Origin of the sequence: Streptomyces sp. NBC_00727 (genome assembly GCF_045161745.1) — a bacterium.
Lineage (GTDB): Bacteria > Actinomycetota > Actinomycetes > Streptomycetales > Streptomycetaceae > Streptomyces.
In genome coordinates, this window is record NZ_CP108981.1 from 4,842,091 (window position 1) to 4,864,739 (window position 22,649).

General features: G+C 72.0%; 22 protein-coding genes and 1 tRNA gene. 12 read left to right on the forward strand and 11 right to left on the reverse strand.

From position 1 onward, the window contains the following. Positions 1–129 precede the first annotated feature (129 nt). A tRNA-Met gene (locus OG242_RS22065) sits at positions 130–203 on the forward strand. A gap of 94 nt (positions 204–297) precedes the next feature. Here the strand turns inward: OG242_RS22065 and OG242_RS22070 are convergent. Beyond that, positions 298–717, reverse strand: coding sequence for a Fur family transcriptional regulator (locus tag OG242_RS22070; protein WP_405899796.1), 420 nt, complete (start codon positions 715–717; stop codon positions 298–300). Between the two features lie 177 nt (positions 718–894). On the opposite strand from OG242_RS22070, the gene OG242_RS22075 reads away from it, so the two are divergent. Next, a complete protein-coding gene (locus OG242_RS22075) occupies positions 895–2,346 on the forward strand; it encodes a catalase (protein ID WP_405899797.1) in 1,452 nt (483 codons plus the stop codon). Between the two features lie 76 nt (positions 2,347–2,422). Here OG242_RS22075 and OG242_RS22080 read toward each other — a convergent pair whose 3' ends face one another. The 6 genes from OG242_RS22080 to OG242_RS22105 all read right to left on the reverse strand — a co-directional run bounded on the left by OG242_RS22080 (position 2,423) and on the right by OG242_RS22105 (position 7,418). Further along, positions 2,423–2,824 carry a cyclic nucleotide-binding/CBS domain-containing protein gene (locus OG242_RS22080; protein WP_405899798.1) on the reverse strand — a complete coding sequence of 134 codons (402 nt, stop codon included), beginning with the start codon at positions 2,822–2,824 and terminating at the stop codon, positions 2,423–2,425. A gap of 184 nt (positions 2,825–3,008) precedes the next feature. After that, positions 3,009–3,809, reverse strand: a complete 801-nt coding sequence (hisN, locus tag OG242_RS22085) for a histidinol-phosphatase (RefSeq protein WP_405899799.1) — start codon at positions 3,807–3,809, stop codon at positions 3,009–3,011. 54 nt (positions 3,810–3,863) lie between these two features. Next, positions 3,864–4,187 (reverse strand): DMT family transporter, encoded by a 324-nt coding sequence (locus tag OG242_RS22090; RefSeq protein WP_405899800.1) that lies wholly within the window; start codon positions 4,185–4,187, stop codon positions 3,864–3,866. 110 nt (positions 4,188–4,297) lie between these two features. Next, entirely contained in the window at positions 4,298–5,314 is a 1,017-nt protein-coding gene (gene rsgA, locus OG242_RS22095; RefSeq protein WP_405899801.1) for a ribosome small subunit-dependent GTPase A, read from the reverse strand. A 3-nt stretch (positions 5,315–5,317) separates the two neighbouring features. Continuing rightward, positions 5,318–6,667, reverse strand: coding sequence for a 3-phosphoshikimate 1-carboxyvinyltransferase (aroA, locus tag OG242_RS22100; protein WP_405899802.1), 1,350 nt, complete (start codon positions 6,665–6,667; stop codon positions 5,318–5,320). A 37-nt stretch (positions 6,668–6,704) separates the two neighbouring features. Further along, complete coding sequence (locus OG242_RS22105) at positions 6,705–7,418, reverse strand: M50 family metallopeptidase (RefSeq protein ID WP_405899803.1); 714 nt, start codon at positions 7,416–7,418, stop codon at positions 6,705–6,707. A 65-nt stretch (positions 7,419–7,483) separates the two neighbouring features. Between OG242_RS22105 and OG242_RS22110 the strand changes: the two genes are divergently transcribed. From OG242_RS22110 to OG242_RS22150, 9 genes are all read left to right on the forward strand, one after another. After that, positions 7,484–8,299: an SOS response-associated peptidase gene (locus OG242_RS22110; protein WP_405899804.1), complete on the forward strand. Its 816-nt coding sequence runs from the start codon at positions 7,484–7,486 to the stop codon at positions 8,297–8,299. Positions 8,300–8,362: 63 nt separating this feature from the next. Continuing rightward, a complete protein-coding gene (locus OG242_RS22115; RefSeq protein ID WP_405899805.1) occupies positions 8,363–9,013 on the forward strand; it encodes an alpha/beta family hydrolase in 651 nt (216 codons plus the stop codon). Positions 9,014–9,341: 328 nt separating this feature from the next. Beyond that, a complete protein-coding gene (locus OG242_RS22120) occupies positions 9,342–9,998 on the forward strand; it encodes a sigma-70 family RNA polymerase sigma factor (RefSeq protein WP_405899806.1) in 657 nt (218 codons plus the stop codon). Continuing rightward, positions 9,995–10,315, forward strand: a complete 321-nt coding sequence (gene rsrA, locus OG242_RS22125) for a mycothiol system anti-sigma-R factor (RefSeq protein ID WP_405899807.1) — start codon at positions 9,995–9,997, stop codon at positions 10,313–10,315. Before OG242_RS22120 ends, rsrA begins: the two co-directional genes overlap by 4 nt. 137 nt (positions 10,316–10,452) lie before the next feature. Further along, positions 10,453–11,844, forward strand: a complete 1,392-nt coding sequence (locus tag OG242_RS22130) for an HD-GYP domain-containing protein (RefSeq protein ID WP_405899808.1) — start codon at positions 10,453–10,455, stop codon at positions 11,842–11,844. Further along, the gene (locus OG242_RS22135; protein WP_405899809.1) at positions 11,841–13,124 is read left to right on the forward strand and encodes an HD-GYP domain-containing protein; all 1,284 of its coding nucleotides are present in this window, start codon (positions 11,841–11,843) and stop codon (positions 13,122–13,124) included. The genes OG242_RS22130 and OG242_RS22135 overlap by 4 nt, the downstream gene beginning before the upstream one ends. A 91-nt stretch (positions 13,125–13,215) precedes the next feature. Next, positions 13,216–14,208 carry a tetratricopeptide repeat protein gene (locus OG242_RS22140; protein ID WP_405899810.1) on the forward strand — a complete coding sequence of 331 codons (993 nt, stop codon included), beginning with the start codon at positions 13,216–13,218 and terminating at the stop codon, positions 14,206–14,208. Positions 14,209–14,295: 87 nt separating this feature from the next. Further along, on the forward strand, positions 14,296–14,934 hold the full coding sequence (gene def, locus OG242_RS22145; protein ID WP_405899811.1) for a peptide deformylase: 639 nt from the start codon (positions 14,296–14,298) through the stop codon (positions 14,932–14,934). Between the two features lie 162 nt (positions 14,935–15,096). Continuing rightward, complete coding sequence (locus OG242_RS22150) at positions 15,097–15,828, forward strand: D-Ala-D-Ala carboxypeptidase family metallohydrolase (RefSeq protein ID WP_405899812.1); 732 nt, start codon at positions 15,097–15,099, stop codon at positions 15,826–15,828. Between the two features lie 49 nt (positions 15,829–15,877). Here the strand turns inward: OG242_RS22150 and OG242_RS22155 are convergent, their stop codons facing one another. Together OG242_RS22155 and OG242_RS22160 are read right to left on the reverse strand one after the other, a co-directional pair. Beyond that, positions 15,878–17,782: a family 20 glycosylhydrolase gene (locus OG242_RS22155; RefSeq protein ID WP_405901694.1), complete on the reverse strand. Its 1,905-nt coding sequence runs from the start codon at positions 17,780–17,782 to the stop codon at positions 15,878–15,880. Between the two features lie 95 nt (positions 17,783–17,877). Beyond that, positions 17,878–18,852, reverse strand: a complete 975-nt coding sequence (locus OG242_RS22160) for a GlxA family transcriptional regulator (protein ID WP_405899813.1) — start codon at positions 18,850–18,852, stop codon at positions 17,878–17,880. An 81-nt stretch (positions 18,853–18,933) separates the two neighbouring features. Between OG242_RS22160 and OG242_RS22165 the strand changes: the two genes are divergently transcribed. Continuing rightward, entirely contained in the window at positions 18,934–19,146 is a 213-nt protein-coding gene (locus OG242_RS22165; RefSeq protein ID WP_164635925.1) for a hypothetical protein, read from the forward strand. On the opposite strand, the gene OG242_RS22170 is transcribed toward OG242_RS22165, so the two are convergent. Continuing rightward, positions 19,143–20,159 (reverse strand): ribonucleotide-diphosphate reductase subunit beta, encoded by a 1,017-nt coding sequence (locus OG242_RS22170; protein ID WP_405899814.1) that lies wholly within the window; start codon positions 20,157–20,159, stop codon positions 19,143–19,145. The two genes, OG242_RS22165 and OG242_RS22170, sit on opposite strands and share 4 nt — an antisense overlap. Then, complete coding sequence (locus OG242_RS22175) at positions 20,159–22,570, reverse strand: ribonucleoside-diphosphate reductase subunit alpha (RefSeq protein ID WP_405899815.1); 2,412 nt, start codon at positions 22,568–22,570, stop codon at positions 20,159–20,161. The genes OG242_RS22170 and OG242_RS22175 overlap by 1 nt, the downstream gene beginning before the upstream one ends. Between the last annotated feature and the right edge of the window lie 79 nt (positions 22,571–22,649).

Genomic DNA, 22,649 nt, shown 5'->3' on the forward strand with positions numbered 1-22,649 from the left:
ACGCCCACGCCCCACGCCGGGCCACCCGGCAGCCGCCTCGCGGCGCCCCCCCACGCCGCCCCCTCCCCACCCCACCCCAAACGAATTTGCGCTGGTCCAAGCCGTCCCGTAAGGTTGTGAACACAACGACGCGGGGTGGAGCAGCTCGGTAGCTCGCTGGGCTCATAACCCAGAGGTCGCAGGTTCAAATCCTGTCCCCGCTACTGAAGACTGAGGGCCGGATCTTTTCAAAGATCCGGCCCTCAGTCGTATGCGCACGCGAAAACCGCCCCGAGGGGGCGGTTCCGGGTTCGGCGGTCAGGCCGTCGCGGCGCAGTCCGGGCAGATGCCCCGGTAGGTCAGGTCGACGCCGGAGATCGTGAAGCCGAAGCGCTCGCCGGCCGGCAGGTCCGCCAGTGGGTCGCCCGACGGGTGCACGTCGCGGATGGCGCCGCACCGGGCGCACACCAGGTGGTGGTGGGCGCGGTGCGCGTTGGGATCGTAGCGCTTGGCGCGGCGGTCGGTGGAGACCTCGATGACCTCGCCGAGGCTCACCATCTCGCCCAGCGTGTTGTAGACCGTGGCGCGGGAGATCTCGGGCAGCTTGGCCACCGCCCGGGCGTGGACCTCGTCGGCGGTCAGGTGCACATGGTCCCCGTCGAGGACCTCGGCCACGACGCGCCGCTGCGCGGTCATGCGCCAGCCGCGTCCTCGAAGTCGTTCCAGCAGGTCACTCATGGGCCCCATTCTAGCAGCGCACGAGCCAGGTCTTGAATAGGTGCGACTTTGGATGTCTATTTGACTTGGACTTTGTCCAATGTAGGATCGCTTACGGCGACCGGCCGGAGGACAGGAAGGACGGGCGCCGTGCACGGCATGAAGGCATGACGTGCGGAAACGACGAAGGAGGCGCACGTGACGCAGGGACCCCTCACCACGGAGGCCGGCGCACCGGTCGCCGACAACCAGAACAGCGAGACCGCCGGCGTCGGCGGCCCGGTCCTGGTGCAGGACCAGCTGCTGATGGAGAAGCTGGCGCACTTCAACCGCGAGCGCATTCCGGAGCGCGTGGTGCACGCCCGTGGCGCCGGCGCGTACGGGACGTTCACGCTGACCCGCGACGTGTCGCAGTGGACGCGGGCGAGGTTCCTCTCCGAGGTCGGCAAGCAGACCGAGACGTTCCTGCGCTTCTCCACCGTCGCGGGCAACCTCGGCGCGGCCGACGCCGTACGGGACCCGCGCGGCTTCGCGCTGAAGTTCTACACCGAGGACGGCAACTACGACCTCGTCGGCAACAACACCCCCGTGTTCTTCATCCGGGACGCCATCAAGTTCCCCGACTTCATCCACACCCAGAAGCGCGACCCGTACACCGGCTCCCAGGAGGCGGACAACGTCTGGGACTTCTGGAGCCTGTCGCCCGAGTCCACCCACCAGGTGACGTGGCTCTTCGGCGACCGCGGCATCCCCGCCTCGTACCGTCACATGGACGGCTTCGGCTCGCACACCTACCAGTGGCAGAACGAGGCCGGCGAGGTCTTCTGGGTCAAGTACCACTTCAAGACCGACCAGGGCATCAAGAACCTCACCACCGATGAGGCCGTCCGCCTCTCCGGTGTGGACCCGGACAGCCACCAGCGGGACCTGCGCGAGTCCATCGAGCGCGGCGACTTCCCGTCCTGGACGGTGCAGGTGCAGATCATGCCGGCGGCCGAGGCGGCGACGTACCGCTTCAACCCGTTCGACCTCACCAAGGTGTGGCCGCACGCGGACTACCCGCTGACCGAGATCGGCAAGCTGGAGCTCAACCGCAACCCGGAGAACATCTTCGCCGAGGTCGAGCAGTCGATCTTCAGCCCGGCGCACTTCGTGCCCGGCATCGGCCCGTCCCCGGACAAGATGCTCCAGGGCCGTCTCTTCGCGTACGGCGACGCACACCGCTACCGCGTCGGCATCAACGCCGACCACCTGCCTGTGAACCGCCCGCACGCCACCGAGGCGCGGACCAACAGCCGGGACGGCTACCTGTACGACGGCCGCCACAAGGGTGCGAAGAACTACGAGCCGAACAGCTTCGGCGGTCCCGCCGAGACCGGCCGGCCGCTGTGGGGCGCCGTGCCCGTCGCGGGCGCCACGGGCAGCCACGAGACCCCGCTGCACGCCGAGGACGACGACTTCGTGCAGGCCGGGAACCTCTACCGGCTCCTGACCGAGGACGAGAAGGCCCGGCTGGTCGACAACCTCTCCGGGTTCATCGCCAAGGTCGCGCGCGAGGACATCGCCGAGCGCGCGATCGGTAACTTCCGCCGTGCCGACGAGGACTTCGGCAAGCGGCTGGAGGCGGCCGTGCAGGCGCTGCGCGCCTGAGTCCCCTCGGGGGGCCTGCCCCGTACCGGCCCGGCCCCGCACCCGGGGGCCGGGCCGGTCGTGTGCGCGGGGGCGGTCAGCCGACCAGTCCGGCCGGGCGGCGGCGGGCCGGGGACCAGCAGCGGATGATGTCGCGCACCGAGACGACGCCGACCGGGCCGTCGTCGTCGAGCACGATCAGATGGCGGAAGCCGCCGTGCGTCATGACCGCCGCGGCCTCTTCGAGCGTCCAGGCGGGCGCGGCGAAGACCACGTCGGTGGTGGTGTGGGCGGAGGCGGTCTCGGTGTCGGGGTCCTGGCCCGATCCGACGGCGTTGAGGATGTCGCGCTCGGTGAGGATGCCGAGCCCGCAGGTGTCCGGGTCGTGGACGACGGCCGCTCCGATCCGGCGGGCCGACATCAGCCGGGCGGCCTGGCGCAGGGTGTGGTCGGGGCCGATGGTCAGGACCACCGTGCTCATGGCGTCACGGACGAGCATGAAGAGAGCCACCTCCTCGGTGAAGCGGCCGCGTGAGCCGATTCACAAGTTCACAAGTGGGGGAGGTCTCAGAGTTGCACCGATGCGGCACCCCGACAAGGGGTCGCGGAGATCACTCGAGGGGCGCGCGGACCCGCCGCACGCCCCTCGAATGCTGTTACGCCGCCCGACCGGCGGAGCGCACTCAGTAACGCTGGTTCAGATACCCCAGCAGCTCGCGGTGGAGTGTGCCGTTCGACGCCGCCGCGTTCCCGCCGCCCGGCCCGTCCACACCGTCCAGACTGGTGAACCTGCCGCCCGCCTCCTGGACGATGATCGCGTTCGCCGCCATGTCCCACAGCGAGAGCTCCGGCTCCGCGCAGATGTCCACGGACCCCTCGGCGACCATCATGTACGGCCAGAAGTCCCCGTAACCCCGGGTGCGCCAGCAGGCCCGGGTCAGGTCCAGGAAACCGTCGAGCCGGCCCTGCTCCTCCCAGCCGGTCAGCGAGGAGTACGCGAACGAGGAGTCCGCGATCCGCTCCACCTCGGAGACCCGGAGCCGGGTCGCCGAGGTCAGGCTGCGGCCGGTGTACGCGCCCGCGCCCTTCGCCGCCCACCAGCGCCGGTTCAGCGCGGGCGCCGAGACGACGCCCATGACCGGATGGAAGCCACCCTCGCCGGCCTCCATCAGTGAGATCAGCGTCGCCCAGACCGGCACGCCCCGCACGTAGTTCTTGGTGCCGTCGATCGGGTCGATCACCCAGCGCCGCGGCCCCGAGCCCTCGATCCCGTATTCCTCGCCCAGGACCGCGTCGCGCGGGCGTGCCCGCTGGAGGTGACCCCGGATCAGCTCCTCGGCGGCCTTGTCGGCCTCGCTCACCGGCGTCATGTCCGGCTTGGTCTCGACCTTGAGGTCCAGAGCCTTGAACCGCTCCATCGTCACCGCGTCGGCGGCGTCCGCCAGTACATGGGCCAGGCGCAGATCATCGTGGTAATCGGGCATGCCGTCACAGTATCGACCCGTCGGAGACCCGGGCCACACGGGCCCGACGGGCGGTTACTGCGCGGAGCCGGAGAGCTGGAGACCGATCACGCCGAGGATCACCAGCGAGATCGACACCAGCTTGAGCGTGGAGACGATGTCACCGAGGAACACCATGCCGTAGATGGCCGTCCCCGCCGCGCCGATGCCGGTCCACACGGCGTACGCGGGCCCCACGTCGAGCTTCTTCAGCGAGAGGGTCAGCAGGCCGAAGCTGCCGAGCGCGAAGATGCAGAACGCGACGGTCGGCCACAGCCGGGAGAAGCCGTGCGACAGCTTCAGGCAGACCGCGAAACCGGTCTCCAGAAGTCCCGCGACCACGACCAGCAGCCACGCCATCGTCCGCACCCTCCGCATCGGTGACCGCCCGGCGGGAGCCGGTGCCGCTGGGCGTGATTATGCACTTACCGGAAGCGAGTGATCGCAAACGTGCCCGGCCCGGCCGGAGATCAGTCGTCCTCGCGTCGGTTGCGGGTGGACAGCAGCCGGCGCAGCGAGTCGAGGCGCGCCGGGTCCGCGTGCCCCGCCGCCACCCAGGCGTCCAGCGCGCATTCCGGTTCGTGGCTGTCGTGGGTGCAGCCGCGCGGGCACTCCTCGGTACCCGGCTGGAGGTCCGGGAAGGCGTTGATGACGCGCGAAGGGTCGATGTGGTTCAGCCCGAACGAGCGCACCCCGGGGGTGTCGATCACCCAGCCCCGGTAGCCCGGCAGCGGCAGCGCCAGGGCCGAGGTGGTGGTGTGCCGGCCCCGTCCGGTGACCGCGTTGACGACCCCGGTGGTACGCCGCTTCTCCTTCGGGACCAACGCGTTGACCAGCGTGGTCTTGCCGACGCCCGAGTGCCCGACGAACGCGGTCACCCGGCCGTCGAGCTGCTCGCGGACCCGGTCCGCCGCGTCCCCGTTCTCCAGCTCCTCGCGGCTGGTCACGACGAACGGCACACCCAGCGGGGTGTACGCGCCCAGCAGCTTGTCCGGGGACGCCAGGTCGGACTTGGTCAGCACCAGGAGCGGGGAGAGCCCGCCGTCGTACGCGGCGACCAGGCACCGGTCGATCATGCGCGGACGGGGTTCCGGATCGGCCAGTGCGGTGACGATCGCCAGCTGGTCCGCGTTGGCCACGACCACCCGCTCGAACGGGTCGTCGTCGTCCGCCGTGCGGCGCAGCACCGAGCGGCGCTCGCCGATGCGGACGATCCGGGCGAGGGTGTCCTTGTCGCCGGACAGGTCGCCGACGAGCGAGACGGTGTCGCCCACCACCGCGGCCTTGCGGCCCAGTTCGCGGGCCTTCATCGCGACGATCGTGCGGTCGCCGACGAGGACGGTGAGGCGGCCCCGGTCCACGGTGAGGACCATGCCGTCCTCGGCGTCCTCGTGCTTGGGCCGGATGTGGGTGCGCGGACGGTTGCCCTTGCGGTTGGGGCGGACGCGGATGTCGTCCTCGTCGGGGTTCTTGCCGTAGCGGCGCATGTCTCAGGCCCCGAGCATTCCGGTCCACATCTGCGGGAAGTCGGGCAGGGTCTTGGCGGTCGTCGCCACGTTCTCGATCTCCACTCCGGGGACGGCAAGGCCGATGATCGACCCCGCGGTGGCCATCCGGTGGTCGTCGTACGTATGGAAAATACCGCCGTGCAGCGGTCGCGGGCGGATGTGCAGGCCGTCCGCCGTCTCGGTGACGTCGCCGCCGAGCTCGTTGATCTCCTTGGTGAGCGCGGCGAGCCGGTCCGTCTCGTGCAGCCGCAGATGGGCGACGCCGCTCAGCGTGGAGGGGGAGTCGGCCAGGGCCGCTACGGCGGCGATGCCCGGGGTCAGTTCGCCGACCTCGCCGAGGTCCACCTCGATGCCGTGGACGCGGCCCGAGCCCGTGAAGGTCAGGCCGTGCTCGGTCAGCTCGCAGCTGCCGCCCATCGCGGTGAAGATCTCGCGCAGCGCGTCACCGGGCTGCGTGGTGCGCAGCGGCCAGTCCGGGATCGTCACCCGGCCGCCGGTGACCAGCGCCGCCGCCAGGAACGGCTGGGCGTTGGACAGGTCCGGCTCGATGGTCAGGTCGCGGCCGAGGAGCGCGGAGGGGGAGACCCGCCACACGTTCGGCTCGCCGCCGGTCTCCGGCTCGTCCACCTGCGCGCCGACGGCCCGGAGCATGTCGACGGTCATCCGGATGTGCGGCATCGAGGGGAGCCGGTCGCCGGTGTGCCGGACCTCCACGCCCTGGTTGAAGCGCGGCGCGGACAGCAGCAGCGCCGAGACGAACTGGGAGGACGAGGAGGCGTCGATCGCGACCGGGCCGCCGTCCAGCGCTCCGCCGCCGTGCACGGTCATCGGCAGCGAACCCCGGGAGTCGTCGTCGATCCGGGCGCCCAGGACCCGCAGCGCGTCGATCACCCCGGTCAGCGGGCGCTCGTACGACCGGGGGTCGCCGTCGAAGCGGACGGGGCCGTCGGCGAGCGTGGCCACCGGGGGGAGGAAGCGCATGACCGTACCGGCGTTGCCGACGTCGACGGTGACCGGGCCGTGCAGGGGGGCCGGGATGACCCGCCACGCCTCGCCCGAGGACTCCGGACCGGCGGCCGCGCCCGTCGCCGCGGAGCTGGAGGACACCGTCTCCTCGATGCGTACGCCCATCGCGCGCAGCGCGTCCGCCATCAGCAGGGTGTCGCGGGAGCGCAGCGGGCGGCGCAGCCAGCCCGGCTCCGAGGAGAGCGCGGCGAGCACCAGCGCGCGGTTGGTGACCGACTTGGAACCGGGCACGGTGACGGTCGCGTCGACGGCCCCGCTAGCGGAGGGGGCGGGCCAGAGGGCGGGGTGCACGGCGCTTTCGGTCATGCGCTCACTTTAGAGGTTTGGCCCGGGGTGAGCCCGGTCAGAGCTCCAGCAGCCAGCGCCCGCCGCCGATCAGGGAGCACAGCGAGACCGCGTGGAAGAGGAACAGCCACAGCACCGCCGGGACATCGGTCAGGCGGGACAGCTGGTCCGCGTCCGAGTCCGGAGCCCCGCCGTGCCGCCGCTTCGACTGGAGCTCGAACACCGGACGTACGCCGCCCAGCAGCAGGAACCAGACCACGCTGTACGCGAACAGCGACTGCCAGGCCGGCGAGGCCAGCCAGGACACCAGCAGGAAGAGGGAACCGGTGAGGATCACCGTCAGCGCCCCGTACACATTGCGGATCATCACCAGCATCACCGCGAGCAGGGCCGTGGCCACCCACAGCAGCAGGGTGATCCGGCCGTCCACCAGCAGCCAGGCGCCGCCGAGTCCGAGCAGCGAGGGCGCGGTGTAGCCCGCCGCGGCGGTCAGGACCATGCCGATGCCGGTCGGCTTGCCCCGGCTCACGGTCAGCCCGCTGGTGTCCGAGTGGAGCCGGATGCCCGAGAGCTGCCGGCCGGTGAGCAGGGCGACCAGCCCGTGGCCGCCCTCGTGGGCGATGGTGATCGTGTTCCGGGACAGCCGCCACAGGAGGTTGGGGACGACCGCGATCAGCGCCGCCGTCGCGGTCACCACCACCAGCCACTGCTCGGGGGCCGGCTGGGTGCCGGTGACCCGGTCCCACAGGTTGCCGAGGTCGGTGCTGTCCATGGGGCGGGCGGCTCCTTACGGGAGTGGGGTCCGTTCGGGACGGCGGTCGTGGCAGTCTGGCACTTATGTGCGGACGGTATGCAGCGAGTCGGCGGCCCGAGGACCTGACCGGACTCTTCCAGGTGGAGAAGTGGGAACCGGCCGAGACGCTGGAGGCCGATTACAACGTGGCGCCGACCAAGGAGGTCTACGCCGTACTGGAGCGTCCTGTGAAAGACGCGGACGACCAGCGCCCGGTTCGCCAGCTGCGCGCACTGAAATGGGGCCTCGTCCCGTCCTGGGCCAAGAACCCCGAGGGCGCCGCCCGGATGATCAACGCCCGGGCCGAGACCGTCCACGAGAAGCCGTCCTTCCGCCGCCCCTTCGTCTCCCGGCGCTGCATCCTGCCCGCCGACGGCTATTACGAGTGGGTGACCGGCGCCGAGGAGCGGCAGCTGGAGGAGAAGGGCCGCCGCAAGCGCCCCCGCAAGCAGCCCTACTTCGTGACGCCCGCCGACGGCTCGGTCTTCGCCATGGCCGGTCTGTACGAGTTCTGGCGCGACCGGACCCTGCCCGACGACCACCCGCAGGCCTGGTGGGTCACCTGCTCCGTGATCACCACCGAGGCGGAGACCACCCCGCTCGCCGTCGCCCCCGCCGAAGGACCGGCCTCGCTCGCCGACATCCACCCCCGGATGCCGCTGATGCTCACCCCGGACCGCTGGGACGACTGGCTGGACCCCTCCCGCACCGACCCGGAGGAGCTGCGCGCCCTGCTCGCACCGCCGCCGCCCGGCCTGATGCGCGCCTACCCGGTCGCGACCGCCGTCAGCAACGTCCGCAACAACGGCCCCGAGCTGAAGGACGAGCTCGCCGAGCCCGAGGTGAGCACCCTCTTCTGAGCCGAGCGCGCAGGCCCACGCGCCATCCCCGTACGGCACACCGCCTGTTGGTTGGATGGGGCCGTGAACACCGACGCCGTGACACCCCGCACCGAGACGGTCGAGACCGAGACCGGCACCGCCCGCATCACCTGGCTGGACTCCCCCGCCCCGCGCCTCCTGGTTGCCCTCGGCCACGGCGCCGGCGGCGGCATCGAGGCCCGCGACCTCAAGGCCCTCGGGGCCGCCCTGCCCGCGCACGGCGTGAGCGTCGCCCTCGTGGAGCAGCCCTGGCGGGTGGCCGGCAAGAAGCTCGCGCCCGCCCCGAAGACGCTGGACACCGGCTGGCGCGGGCTCTGGCCGGCCCTCACCGCCCTTGGGCTCCCCGTCGTCGCCGGCGGACGCAGCGCCGGGGCCCGGGTGGCCTGCCGCACCGCCGCGCTGCTCGGCGCCCGGGCGGTCCTCGCGCTCAGCTTCCCGCTGCACCCGCCGGGCCGCCCCGAGAAGACCCGCGCCGACGAGCTGCTGGGCTGCGGGGTGGACGCGCTCGTCGTCCAGGGCGGCAACGACCCGTTCGGGAAGCCCGCCGAATTCCCGCCCGGCGACTACCGGATCACCGAGGTGCCGTACGGCGACCACGGCTTCGCCGTACCGAAGAAGTCCGGGCTGACCGAGGAGCGGGCGATGGAGATCCTCACCGCGTCGGTCACCGGGTGGCTCGTGGATCTGGCGTGACATCGGCGGAACCGCCCCGGACCGGGGGCCGTTCGGGACCCTGGGCACGCGCACCTCGCACACCCGGGAATGCCCGGCGGGGGGCCGCTGTTGTGAGGGACATCGGTAAGCCAACGTCGTAAGTGGAGAGGGAGTCCGTCGCATGGGTTCGACCATCTGCCCGCGTCGCTCGAACACCGCTGACCTGGAGTGGACGGTCCTTCACGCGGCCAAGACCACCCCGGAGCGGTCACTCGGCGGCTCGGATCGACAGCCCGCGCCGGACCAAGGTCGACTATTCTCCGATTCGAGCGGGTCCGGTTTCGGCTCCGCCCCAGCGTTGGAGGAGGTGGGTCCGGTCACAGGGACCGACACAGGGACCGACGACGGCCGCCCGAAGGAGACGACGGCCGAGCGCAACGCGCGTTTCGAGCGCGACGCCCTCGGTTTCCTCGACCAGATGTACTCGGCCGCCCTGCGCATGACGCGCAATCCCGCGGATGCCGAGGACCTGGTCCAGGAGACGTATGCCAAGGCGTACGGCTCCTTCCACCAGTTCCGTGAGGGCACCAACCTCAAGGCGTGGATGTACCGCATCCTCACGAACACCTTCATCAACTCGTACCGCAAGAAGCAGCGCGAACCCCAGCGCAGCGCCGCCGAGGAGATCGAGGACTGGCAGCTGGCCCGCGCCGAGTCGCACATGTCGACCGGGCTGCGCTCCGCCGAGTCGCAGGCCCTCGACCACCTGCCCGACTCGGACGTGAAGTCGGCGCTGCAGGCGATCCCGGAGGAGTTCCGCATCGCGGTCTATCTCGCCGATGTCGAGGGCTTTGCCTACAAGGAGATCGCGGACATCATGGGGACTCCCATCGGTACGGTGATGTCCCGACTGCACCGGGGCCGCCGTCAACTGCGCGGCATGCTGGAGGACTACGCCCGTGACCGCGGGCTCGTCCCCGCCGGCGCCGGTGAGTCGGACGATCGGAAAGGCTCGGGCTCATGAGCTGCGGAGAGCCGCACGAGACGGAGTGCGCAGAGGTCCTCGATCACCTCTACGAGTTTCTGGACCGGGAGATGCCCGACAGTGACTGCACGAAGTTCGAGGAGCATTTCGTCGAGTGCTCCCCCTGCCTGGAGAAGTACGGCCTGGAGCAGGCCGTGAAGAAGCTGGTGAAGCGCTGCTGCGGTCAGGACGACGTGCCGGCCGACCTGCGCTCCAAGGTGATGGGCCGCATCGATCTCATCCGCTCGGGACAGGCGGTGCCGGACCAGGACGTCACGGTCTCCGGCACCGAGGTGCCGACCGCCGCCAAGGAATGACCCACCCCCGGGATTGCTCTGCCCTAGGGCCGGCACCCCGCGCCTTCACCCGAACGTGCTAATCGCCCCCATCGGCCCCCTGCCGGGACGCCCCGCTCGTTAGCGTGGCGCCTTGACGAGCGGAGCTGGGGGGCGAGGTGAAAGCCACACGCGGTGCGGTGCGGGCTCATATCGGCGCCGTCGCCCTCGGCGCGGCCCTGTGCGCCGCACCCGCCCTGAGCCCCGGCACCGGGACGCCCTGGGCGACCCTCGGACTGCTCGCCGGCCTCTACCTCGCCTGTGAACTCCCCGGCCGCTTCCCGTTCTCGGGCGGCTCCGGGCTCGGTGCCGGATCGTTCTTCCCGCTGCTGCTCACCGCCGCGCTCCTGCTCCCGCCCCCGGCGGCGGCGCTCGTCGCGGTCCCCGGCTCGCTCGTGGGCCGGGTCGACAAGCCGCCCGCCGCCGCCCGCCGGTTCTGGCGCGCCGCCGAACTCGCCCTCGCCGTCTGGGCGGCCGCCCGCGTCCACACACTCCTCGGCGGGCCCGCCGCGCTCGGCGGCCCCGTCCCCGGCAGCCCGCCCGACCTCCCGTACGCCCTGCTTCCGGTCTGCGCGGCCGCCCTCGCCTTCAGCGCCGTGCTCGCCCTCCTCGACGGGTCGATCCTGCTCGTCGCGGAACAACTGCCCGCGCGCCGCGCCTGGCGCGGACTGCTGCCCCGCTCCCTCGGTCCCCACCTGGTGCACGGCCTCGCCGGGCTGATGATGGCCGTCCTGTGGAACAGCTCGTACGGGCCGCCGGCCGCGCTCGTCGTGCTGCTGCCCATGTACATCTCGGGCTGGGTCTTCGCCCAGTACCACCGCGAGCACGCCGCGCACCGGGCCACCATCAGGGCCCTCGTCCAGGCCGTCGACATCAAGGACACCTACACCCGCGGCCACAGCGAGCGGGTCGGCCGCGCCTCCGTCCTCATCGCCCAGGAACTGGGCATGGACCGGGAACGCGTCGAGGTCCTCCGGTTCGCCGGCATCCTGCACGACGTCGGCAAGCTCGGCGTCCCCACCCGCGTCCTGCGCAAGGACGGCCCGCTGACCCCCGAGGAACGGCGGGTGATCGAGCTGCACCCCGAGTACGGGCACGAGATCGTCCGGGGCATCGGCTTCCTCGGCGAGGCCAGGGCCGCGATCCTGCACCACCACGAACGCCTCGACGGCAGCGGCTACCCCTACGGGCTCTCCGGCCGGGGCATCCCCGAGTGCGCCCGGGTCGTCGCCGTCGCCGACGCCTTCGACGCCATGACCTCGACCCGGTCCTACCGGCGGGGACGGCCGGTCCCGGTCGCCGTGGAGGAGCTGAAGCGGTGCGCGGGCACGCAGTTCGACCCCCAGATGGTGCGGGCCCTGGCGCGCGGTCTGGAGCGGTACGGCTGGTTCGGGGCCGTGACCGCGGACGACCCGCGGCTGCCGCCACCCCGGGACGAGGACAGTGCCGGGCCCGTCCCCGCGCCGCTGAGCCCCCGGCCGGACGGCTCCGCGGGGGAGGGGCCCCGGTGACCCCCAGGTGGGCGCGGCCGGGGCCCGCGGTCCTGGGCGTGCGCGGCGCCGCCCTCGTGCTCGCCGCCGCCGGACTCGCGCACACCCTCTGGCGCGGCGTCCACGACCCCGGGCACGCCCTCGCCTTCGGCGCCCTCGTCACCATCGGCGAGCTGGCCCGCTGGGGCGCCCTGCCGGGGGAGCGGGAGCCCGCGCCGCTCGGGGCCGCCGGGGCTCTCGCGTACGCCCTGCTGGGGCGCAGCGGCGGGGAGCCGACCAGCCACGGGGTGCTCCAGGTGGTCGCCGTACTGGCCGCCGCCCAGCTCGTCGCCTCGGTGCCGCAGCTGGCGCGCGGTGACGGACCGGGCGCCGACCAGGTGGCCCGGCGGCTGCTCACGGTGACCTTCGCGGCGGTCTGCTTCCAGCCGCTGTACAACGCCGGACTCTGCGAGCGGTGGTTCGGCGACGGTCCGTACTACGCGGCCTTCCTGCTCCTGCTGCTCGGGCTGACCGCCCTGTGCGACGCCGTCCTCGCCGCCCTGCTGCTGCGCGCCCGCACCCTGCCCCGCGGCTCCCGCGCCGCGCCCGCCCCGTACGGCCCGCTCCTGCGCGACGAGCTGCGGGCGCTGACCGGCATCGGCTCGGCCGTCTGCGCGACCGGCGCGGTCATGGCGCTCGGGGTGGCCGCCGCCGGGCTGTGGGCGCTGCCCGTGCTCTGCGTACCTCTGCTGCTCACCCAGCTCTCGTTCCGCCGGTTCGCCGCCGTGCGCACCACGTACCGGCAGACCATCGCCTCGCTCGCCCGGTCCACCGAGATCGCCGGGTACACCCCGCACGGCCACGCCCGCCGGGTGGCCGGGCTGTGCACGGCCGTCGGGCGCGAGATGGGGCTGACCGGGCCCGAGCTCACCGTCCTGGAGTACGCGGCGCTGATGCACGACATCGGCCAGCTCTCGCTGGTCGACCCGGTACCGGACGGGGCGACGGCCCTGCTGCCGGCCGCCGAGCAGCGCCGGATCGCGCTGCTGGGCGGGGCGGTGGTCCGCCAGACCGGGGTGGACGCCGAGGTGGCCGTCGTGGTGGAGCGGCAGGCCGACCCCTACCGCGAGCAGCCGTTGTCCGCCAGGATCGTCCGGGCCGTGAACGCATACGACGACCTGTGCGGGGAAAGCCTCTCGGGGCCGCTGGGGGCACTGGAACAGCTCAGGCTCGGAACCGGGCACGACTACCAGCCGCAGGTGGTGGAATCGCTCGCCCGGGTTCTGGCCAGGGGCGGTCTGACCCCCGTCCCCCTTGGGTAACCGATGGGTAATGAGCGGGCGTCCGGCCCGGCATGGTTGGATGCGAAGAGAGCGGTAGAACGAGGGTGTCCAGTCGGGACAGGCGGGAATCGTGAGGATCTTCGGGAAGGTACGGCATCGGCCGTCCGCCTCTTGGCGGCAGGCCACGGACCGCGCGTTCACGCTGATCGGCGACGGCCGGTACGAGGACGCGGGCGCGCTGCTGACACGTGCGGCGGACCTGGAGCCCTGGCTCTCCGAGTCGTGGTTCAACCTGGCGCTGCTGCACAAGTTCCGGCACGACTGGGAGCAGGCGAGGGCCGCCGGACTGCGGGCCGTCGCGCTGCTCGACAAGGAGTCCGGCGCCCCGGACTGGTGGAACGTGGGCATCGCCGCGACCGCGCTGCAGGACTGGCCGCTCGCGCGCCGCGCCTGGCAGGCGTACGGGCTCAAGGTGCCCGGAGGCGGCCGGCAGACCCCGGCCGCGGGCAGCGAGCCGGTCGGCATGGAGCTGGGCAGCGCGGCGGTACGGCTGTCGCCCGAGGGCGAGGCCGAGGTCGTCTGGGGCCGCCGGCTCGACCCGGCCCGCATAGAGGTGCTGTCGATCCCGCTGCCGTCCTCCGGGCGCCGCTGGGGCGAGGTCGTGCTGCACGACGGCGTGCCGAACGGCGAGCGGATCACCGCGGCGGGCCCCTCCTACCCGGTGTTCGACGAGATCGAGCTGTGGGCCCCGTCGCCCGTGCCCACCTGGGTGGTCCTCCTGGAGGCGGCCACCGAGGCGGACCGGGACGCGCTGGAGCAGCTGGCATCCGACGCGGGGTTCGCCGCCGAGGACTGGTCCTCGTCGGTGCGGCTGCTGTGCCGTTCCTGTTCGGAGAGCCGGATGGAGAGCGACGAGGGCGACGGCGAGCACCTGGACCCGCACGACCACAGCGAGCCGGGCCACCCGGGCCCGCTGGGCCACCGCACGGCCGGTGAGCTGTGGGTGCCGGAGCGCGAGTGCGGCCTCGCGGCACCGGCGGGCCTGGTGCGCGGGCTGCTGGACGGCTGGGTGGCGGACAGCCCGGACAGCCGCGAGTGGCGGGATCTCGAAGAAGTCTGCTGACAGCTGCCCACAGGGCCTGTCCGGCGGATCAGGGCCTTAGTCTGTGTACGCATCGATTTCGGGTTTTGAGGAAGGCGTACGGCGGACATGGCGCAGCAGGAGACGGACGAGCAGGTCAGCGTCGACGAGGAGGGCTTCCTCATCGACACCGAGGACTGTGAGGCGCGCGAGACCGCACACCGCGAGCGCGGCACCTCCCGCCCGATCACGGTCGTCGGCAACCCGGTCCTGCACAAGGAGTGCAAGGACGTCACGGCGTTCGACGGCGAGCTGGCCGCGCTGATCGACGACATGTTCGCGAGCCAGCGGACGGCGGAGGGCGTCGGCCTGGCCGCCAACCAGATCGGCGTGGACCTCAAGGTCTTCGTCTACGACTGCCCGGACGACGACGGCGTGCGGCACGTGGGCGCCATCTGCAACCCGGTCCTCGAGGAGCTGCCGCCCGAGGCGCGGGTCCTGGACGACTCCAACGAGGGCTGCCTCTCCGTCCCGACGGCGTACGCCTCGCTGGCCCGCCCGGACTACGCGGTGGTGCGCGGCCAGGACGCGAAGGGCAACCCGGTGCGGGTGCGCGGCACCGGCTACTTCGCGCGCTGCCTCCAGCACGAGACGGACCACCTGTACGGCTACCTGTACATCGACCGCCTCTCGAAGCGCGACCGCAAGGACGCGCTGCGGCAGATGGCGGAGAACACCCCGCGCTACGAGGTCGTCCCCAACGACTGATCCGGCGCCGTGCGCGACGGCGCGGGCCCGCCCCGGCACACCGGGCGGTCCCGCGCCGCGTTCTCCGGAAAGTCAACTGCTATTTCTACACGCGTAGTTGACGCGCGCCGACGCGTCCGACAGGCTCGTGCACCACACCTTCGGCAGCGGTAGGGAGCCCCAGTGATCAGACGTTCCGCACGACTCCTGCTCAGCCTTGTCATGGCCATGGCGTTCGCGTGGGGCGGTGCCGTGGTCACCGCCGGCACCGCGCACGCCGACGGCTGCTACACCTGGACCCGCACCCTGAAGAGCGGCGCCACCGGCAACGACGTGAAACAGCTCCAGATCCGGGTCGCCGGATACCCCGGCTACAACTCGGTCCTGGCCATCGACGGCTCGTACGGCCCCGCCACCACCGCCGCCGTCAAGCGCTTCCAGGCCGCCTACGGGCTGGCCGCCGACGGCGTCGCGGGCCCCGCCACGCAGGCCAAGATCTACGCCCTCCAGGACAACGACTGCACCCCGGCGCACTTCACGTACGCCGAGTTGAACCGCTGCAACAGCACCTGGTCCGGCGGCGCGGTCTCGGCGGCCACGGCGAAGGCCAACGCGCTGAGGACCATGTGGAAGCTGGAGGCCCTGCGCCACGCGCTCGGTGACCGGCCGATCAACATCAACAGCGGGTTCCGCTCGAAGTCCTGCAACAGCGCGGTCGGCGGCGCGTCGAACAGCCGCCATCTGTACGGGGACGCGGCCGACCTCGGCGGGATCGCGTTCTGCACCCTCGCCAAGGAGGCCCGCAACCACGGGTTCAACGGGATTCTCGGCCCGGGCTACCCGGACCACAACGACCACGTCCACGTGAACCAGGGCCCCAGCCACTACTGGTCGGCGCCCAACTGCGGTATCTGACATACGGGGTGGGGCCCGCCGGTTGTCCGGGCGGGCCCCACCTGTGTGCCTACGCCACAGCGCGCAGCGGCGTCCCGCCCGTCGTCTGCACCGCGGAGCCGTCCGACGACCGCTCGGTCAGGCGCAGCTGCGAGATCGCGTTGCGCAGGACGAGCGCCCCGTGGCCGGTGTCCAGCTGCCAGCGCTGGGTGCGCGAGTTCGCCGCGCAGGCCCCGAGCGACAGCTCCGCGCCCACCTCCAGCGGGGCGCCCAGGTACTTCTTGCCGCGCACCGCGTCCAGGCACAGCCCGTCCGCCGCGCGGACCGTGTAGTAGCCGTCGGCGGTCGCGGTGAGCGTCCAGGCCGCCTTCGAGCCCCGGACCAGGGCGACCCCGGCGTCCGCGGCGGGCGCCAGCGCCTTCGGGCCGGACGTCAGCCGGTAGGTGCCGTCGGGCAGCGGGGCGCGGTCGGTGTTCGCCCAGCCGGGGGCGTGCCCGATGCGGCGGGCCAGGGCCTCGAAGCCGGCGTACGACTCGCTGGGCTTCGGACCGCCCCAGGTGGCCTGGGCGATGAAGCGGAGCGGCATGAACGTCTTGGCCTCGACCTCGTTCTCGGTCTCCGCCGCCGCGCTGTCCGGCCACAGGCTGATCTTCGCGCCGGTCAGGTTGGCCGCCGTGGCGGGCAGCGTCTGGCCCTCGAAGCGCAGGGGCGTCCAGTCGCTCTCGTACAGCTTCTGGGTCTGGGTGGTGTAGCCGCCGCGCACCAGGTAGAGCGCGTAGGCGGAGTTCATCACCGGGCGGCCCTCGGCGAGGAGGGCGGACGGCTGCTGGATGGCGCCGCCGCCGAGCCAGTGCTCGACGGTGATGTCACGGTCCAGCGGGACGAGCGCGTTGCGGCCCATCAGCCCGTCGTTCCAGATCCGCAGCGAACGGCCCTGGGCCTTCACATGCGCGTTGACCTGGTTGATGAAGTCCACGAACAGGTCGTCGGGGGTGGCCGATGCGCCGAACTTCTCGGTCGCCGCCGCCTGGAGCTGCGGGTAGTCCGGGTAGGAGGAGCCGATCATGTACTCGTCGGCACCCATGTGCCAGGTACGGGTGTCCCACACCTTCAGGGCCTCGTCGACCATCGAGGTGTAGTACGTCAGCGCCTCGGGCCGCGAGATGTCCAGCCGGGGCGGGGACGGGACGCCGTCCTTGTCCCTGAGCTGGAGCTCGGGGTGGTTCTCCAGGTAGGTGTCCATGTGGCCGGGGGAGTTGATCTCCGGCACCAGGTCGATGTGGTACTTCTTCGCCATCGCGGCCAGGGAACGGATCTGCGGCTTGGTGTAGTAGCCCCAGAACGCCGACTCCGGGTCGGTGTCGCTCCTGACCTTCGCCTCGATCCACAGCTGGTTGAGCTTCTGGGACGCCATGTCCTTCATCAGCCGCTCGAACCAGGGCAGCGAGACGTTGATGTAGCAGGCGCAGACCCCGACCCCGCGCTCCCGGTACGCGGGCACGTCGGTCGCCGAGCCGCGCGCGGCCCGCCCGTCGTCGTTCAGCAGTTGCAGCACCGTGCGCGAACCGTAGAACACGCCCGCCGAGGTGGCCGCCGTCACCGTGACCCGGTCGCCCACCTCCAGCCGGTAGCCCTCCGCCCCGAGCGCACCCTTCAGCGAGGCGTCCTGGCGCAGCACGATGTCCCCGGCGCGCGCCCGGCCCCGGGAGACCTGCGCCCTGCCCTCCAGCTCACCCGCGAACCGGGCCGCGTCGTCCGCCGTACGCCGCTCGCGCACGCCGTCCAGCACGATCCGGGCCCGGTCGGTGAGGACGAACTCCCCGTCACCGGCCTGCCATTGGCGCAGCGTGGGCAGCACCTCCGGTGGCGCGGCCGGGGCGGGGGCCTCGTCGGCCGACGCGGTCTGCCAGGGCAGCAGGGTGGCGGCGAGCGCGGCCACCACGGCCCCGATGGTCCTTCGTCTTGCCTTCCGCATGTCCATGGCACCGACCCTGACGCGCGGGCGAGGGCCCGGTCCATGGACAGGTCGCGCGATCGGTTGGACGAATGATCGGATGAGCCCCCGTGGCGTCAGGCCGCCTCGACGACGGCGGACGGCCCTCGGAAGGTGCGCCGGTACGCCTGCGGTGTGGTGTCCAGCGCCCGTACGAACTGGTGGCGCAGCGCGGCGGCGGTCCCGAAGCCGGTCCGGTCGGCGATGGCGTCGATGGTTTCGTCGGATGTCTCCAGCAGGTGCTGGGCCAGCAGGACGCGCTGGCGCAGCAGCCAGCGGTACGGCGTGGTGCCGGTCTCCTGCTGGAAGCGGCGGGCGAAGGTGCGCGGCGACATGTGCGCCCGGTCGGCGAGCTGTTCGACGGTCATCTCGCGGTCGAGGTGGCGCTCCATCCAGGACAGCGTGTCGCCCACCGTGTCGCACCGGGTGCGCGGCAGCGGCCGCTGGATGTACTGCGCCTGCCCGCCGTCCCGGTGCGGCGGCACCACCATCCGGCGGGCGATGGTGTTGGCGGCGGCCGGCCCGTACGCCTGGCGGACCAGGTGCAGGCAGGCGTCGATCCCCGCCGCCGTCCCCGCCGACGTGGTGACCGGCCCGTCCTCCACGTACAGCACGTCCGGCTCGACGACGGCCTCCGGGAAGCGGCGGGCCAGGTCGTCGGCGTGCCGCCAGTGCGTGGTGCAGCGGCGGCCGTCCAGCAGCCCGGCCGCGCCGAGCAGATACGCCCCCGAGCAGACGCTGAGCACCCTGGCTCCCCGCTCCACGGCCCGGCGCAGGGCGACCAGGACCTCCTCGGGGAACTCGCGCTCCCCGAAGCGGCTGCCGGCCGGTACGGCGACGAGGTCGGCCTCCTCCAGGCGGTCCAGGCCGTACGGGGTGCTGATGGTGAAGCCGGCGTGTGTCCTCAGCCGGGGCCCCTCGGCGGAGACCACGGCGAAATCGTGCACCGGCAGGCCCTCGTCGCTGCGGTCGAGGCCGAACACCTCGCAGAGCACGCCGAGTTCGAAGGGGTGGACATCGTCGAGCATCAGGGCGGCGACATTGTTCAGCATGGAACCAGTGTGGCAGTAATTCGATGCTGTGTGACAGTCCTGCCACTGCCGCTTCTTCTCCGGAACGAGCACAGTAGAGGCATGAACACATTCCTGAACTTCCTCGGCATTTCCGCTCTTTTCGCCCTCGTCCTGCTCCCCGCGCTGCTCGGTGCCGCCCGCGAGCGCCGCATCGACCGCGAGCTGCGCGAAGCGGAACAGGACCGCAGCACCCGTCCACCGCGAACGGCGGACGCCGCACGGCCGGTGGGGGCCGCACGGCGTCCGTACGTCAGGAGCTGGGCGAGGATCTAGAAGTCGTCGTCGAAGCCGACCGTGCCCTCGACGGCCACCTGGTAGGCGGACGGCCGCCGTTCGAAGAAGTTCGTGAGCTCCTGGACCCCCTGGAGCTCCATGAACGAGAACGGGTTCTGCGATCCGTACACCGCCGGGAAGCCCAGGCGGGTGAGCCGCTGGTCGGCGACGCACTCCAGGTACTCGCGCATGGACTCGGTGTTCATGCCGGGCAGCCCGTCGCCGCACAGGTCGCGGCCGAACTGCAGCTCCGCCTCGACGGCCTCCTTGAGCATGTCGGTGACCTGCTGCCGGAGCGCGTCGTCGAAGAGCTCCGGCTCCTCCTTGCGGACCGTGTCCACGACCTCGAACGCGAAGTTCATGTGCATGGTCTCGTCGCGGAAGACCCAGTTGGTCCCCGTGGCGAGGCCGTGCAGCAGCCCGCGCGAGCGGAACCAGTACACGTACGCGAAGGCGCCGTAGAAGAACAGCCCCTCGATGCACGCCGCGAAGCAGATCAGGTTCAGCAGGAAGCGGCGGCGGTCGGACTTCGACTCCAGCCGGTCGATCTTCTCCACCGAGTCCATCCACCGGAAGCAGAACTGCGCCTTCTCGCGGATCGAGGGGATGTTCTCCACCGCCGCGAACGCCGCCGCGCGGTCGTCCGGGTCGGGCAGATAGGTGTCGAGCAGCGTCAGATAGAACTGGACGTGCACGGCCTCCTCGAACAGCTGCCGCGACAGGTACAGCCGCGCCTCCGGGGAGTTGATGTGCTTGTACAGCGTCAGCACCAGGTTGTTCGCGACGATCGAGTCGCCGGTCGCGAAGAACGCCACCAGCCGGCCGATCAGGTGCTGCTCGGCGGGCGTCATCTTCGCGAGGTCCGCCACGTCGGAGTGGAGGTCGACCTCCTCCACGTGCCAGGTGTTCTTGATCGCGTCCCGGTAGCGCTCGTAGAAGTCCGGGTAGCGCATGGGCCGCAGGGTCAGTTCGAAGCCCGGGTCCAGCAGGTTCTTCTCGTTGTGGGAGCTCATTACTGGCAGGCCTCGCAGGACTCGGGGTTTTCCAGGGAGCAGGCGACGGCGTCCGCGTCGGGACCCTGCGCCTGCTGTACGGGGATGGGGGCGGCGGCCGGCGCGCTGCCGGACGCGGCACGGGCGATCCGGGTCGCGGGGCGGGACCGCAGGTAGTACGTCGTCTTCAGGCCCTGCTTCCAGGCGTACGCGTACATCGAGGAGAGCTTCCCGATCGTCGGCGTCTCCAGGAACAGGTTCAGCGACTGGCTCTGGTCGAGGAACGGCGTACGGGCCGCCGCCATGTCGATCAGGCCGCGCTGCGGGATCTCCCACGCGGTGCGGTACAGCGCCCGCACGTCCGCCGGGATCCAGGCGAAGCCCTGCACCGAGCCGTTCGACTCGCGCAGCGCCTCACGCGTCCGCGCGTCCCACACGCCGAGCCGCTTCAGCTCGTCCACCAGATAGCCGTTGACCTGGAGGAACTCACCGCTCAGCGTCTCGCGCTTGAAGAGGTTGGAGACCTGGGGCTCGATGCACTCGTAGACGCCCGCGATCGAGGCGATCGTCGCGGTCGGGGCGATGGCCAGCAGCAGCGAGTTGCGCATCCCGGTCTTCGCGATCCGGGCCCGCAGCGCGTCCCAGCGCTCCGGCCAGGCCGGCTCGGTGTCGTAGTGGTCCGGGTGCAGCACCCCGCGCGCGGCCCGGGTCTCCGACCAGGCGGGCAGCGGACCCGACCGTTCCGCGAGGTCGCAGGAGGCCTCGTACGCGGCGAGCATGACGCGCTCGGCGATCTTCGTGGAGAGCGCCCGGGCCTCGGGGGAGTCGAAGGGCAGCCGCAGCTGGAAGAAGACGTCCTGGAGGCCCATGGCGCCCAGGCCCACCGGCCGCCAGCGGGCGTTGGACCGGCCGGCCTGCTCGGTCGGGTAGAAGTTGATGTCGACGACCCGGTCGAGGAAGGTCACCGCGGTCCGCACGGTGGCGTCCAGCCGCTCCCAGTCGATCGAGCCGCCGACGACGAACGCCCCGAGGTTGACCGAGCCGAGGTTGCAGACTGCCGTCTCGCCGTCGTCGGTGACCTCCAGGATCTCGGTGCACAGGTTCGAGGAGTGCACGACCCTGCCGGGCTCGGCGGTCTGGTTCGCGGTGCGGTTGGAGGCGTCCTTGAACGTCATCCAGCCCTGTCCGGTCTGCGCCAGGGTGCGCATCATCCGGCCGTACAGCTCGCGGGCCGGCATGGTCTTGCGGGCCAGGCCCTTCGCCTCGGCCGCCCGGTACGCGGCGTCGAAGTCGTCGCCCCACAGGTCGGTCAGCTCGGGCACGTCCGCCGGGGAGAACAGCGACCAGGCGGAGTCCGCGTCGACCCGGCGCATGAACTCGTCCGGGATCCAGTGCGCCAGGTTCAGGTTGTGCGTGCGCCGCTGGTCCTCGCCCGTGTTGTCGCGGAGCTCCAGGAACTCCTCGATGTCCGCGTGCCACGTCTCCAGGTAGACGGCGGCGGCACCCTTGCGCCGGCCGCCCTGGTTCACGGCGGCCACGGAGGCGTCCAGCGTCTTCAGGAACGGCACGATGCCGTTGGAGTGCCCGTTGGTGCCCCGGATCAGCGAACCCCGGGCGCGGACGCGGGAGTACGAGAGGCCGATGCCGCCCGCGTGCTTCGACAGGCGCGCCACCTGGTGGTAGCGGTCGTAGATCGAGTCCAGCTCGTCCAGCGGCGAGTCCAGCAGGTAGCAGGAGGACATCTGCGGGTGGCGGGTGCCGGAGTTGAAGAGCGTCGGCGAGGAGGGCAGGTAGTCCAGCCGGCTCATCAGCCCGTACAGCGCGGCGACCTCGTCCAGCGCGCGCTCGGAGTCGTCCTCGGCGAGCCCGGCGGCGACCCGGAGCATGAAGTGCTGGGGCGTCTCGATGACCTGGCGGGTGAGCGGGTGGCGCAGCAGGTAGCGGCTGTGCAGGGTGCGCAGCCCGAAGTACCCGAAGCGGTCGTCGGCCCCGTCCGCGAGCGACCGCTCCACCAGGGCGTCCAGCGCGGCCGCGTGCAGCGTCACGAACGCGGCGGTGCGGTCCGCGATCAGGCCCTCGCGGTGGCCCACGGCGACGGAGGCGGAGAACGAGGTGGCGCCCTGGCCGGCGGCCTCGTCCGCGATGGTCCGGGTGAGCAGGCGGGCGGCGAGCCGGGAGTAGGCGGGGTCCTCGGAGATGAGGCCCGCGGCGGCCTCGGTGGCCAGCGAGCGCAGCTCCGCCTCGTCCGAGCGGGCGTTGCGGCCGCGCAGGGCTGCGGCGGCGACCCGGCCCGGGTCGGTGTCGGGCAGGTCGGCGGTGAGGTCGGTCAGGGTCCGCAGCAGTGCGGTGCCGGGCCCGTCGCCCGCGGGTCCGGTGGTTTCGGACTCGGCCGTCTTCGGCGCTGAGGCCGGATCGGCTGGCGCGATGGTCACGTGGTGCTCTCCCTCGCTCGGCTCTGGGCCGGCGGGGGGAGAGGGGGCAGCCGGGCAGGAGCGGTCCCCGGCGGGGCGG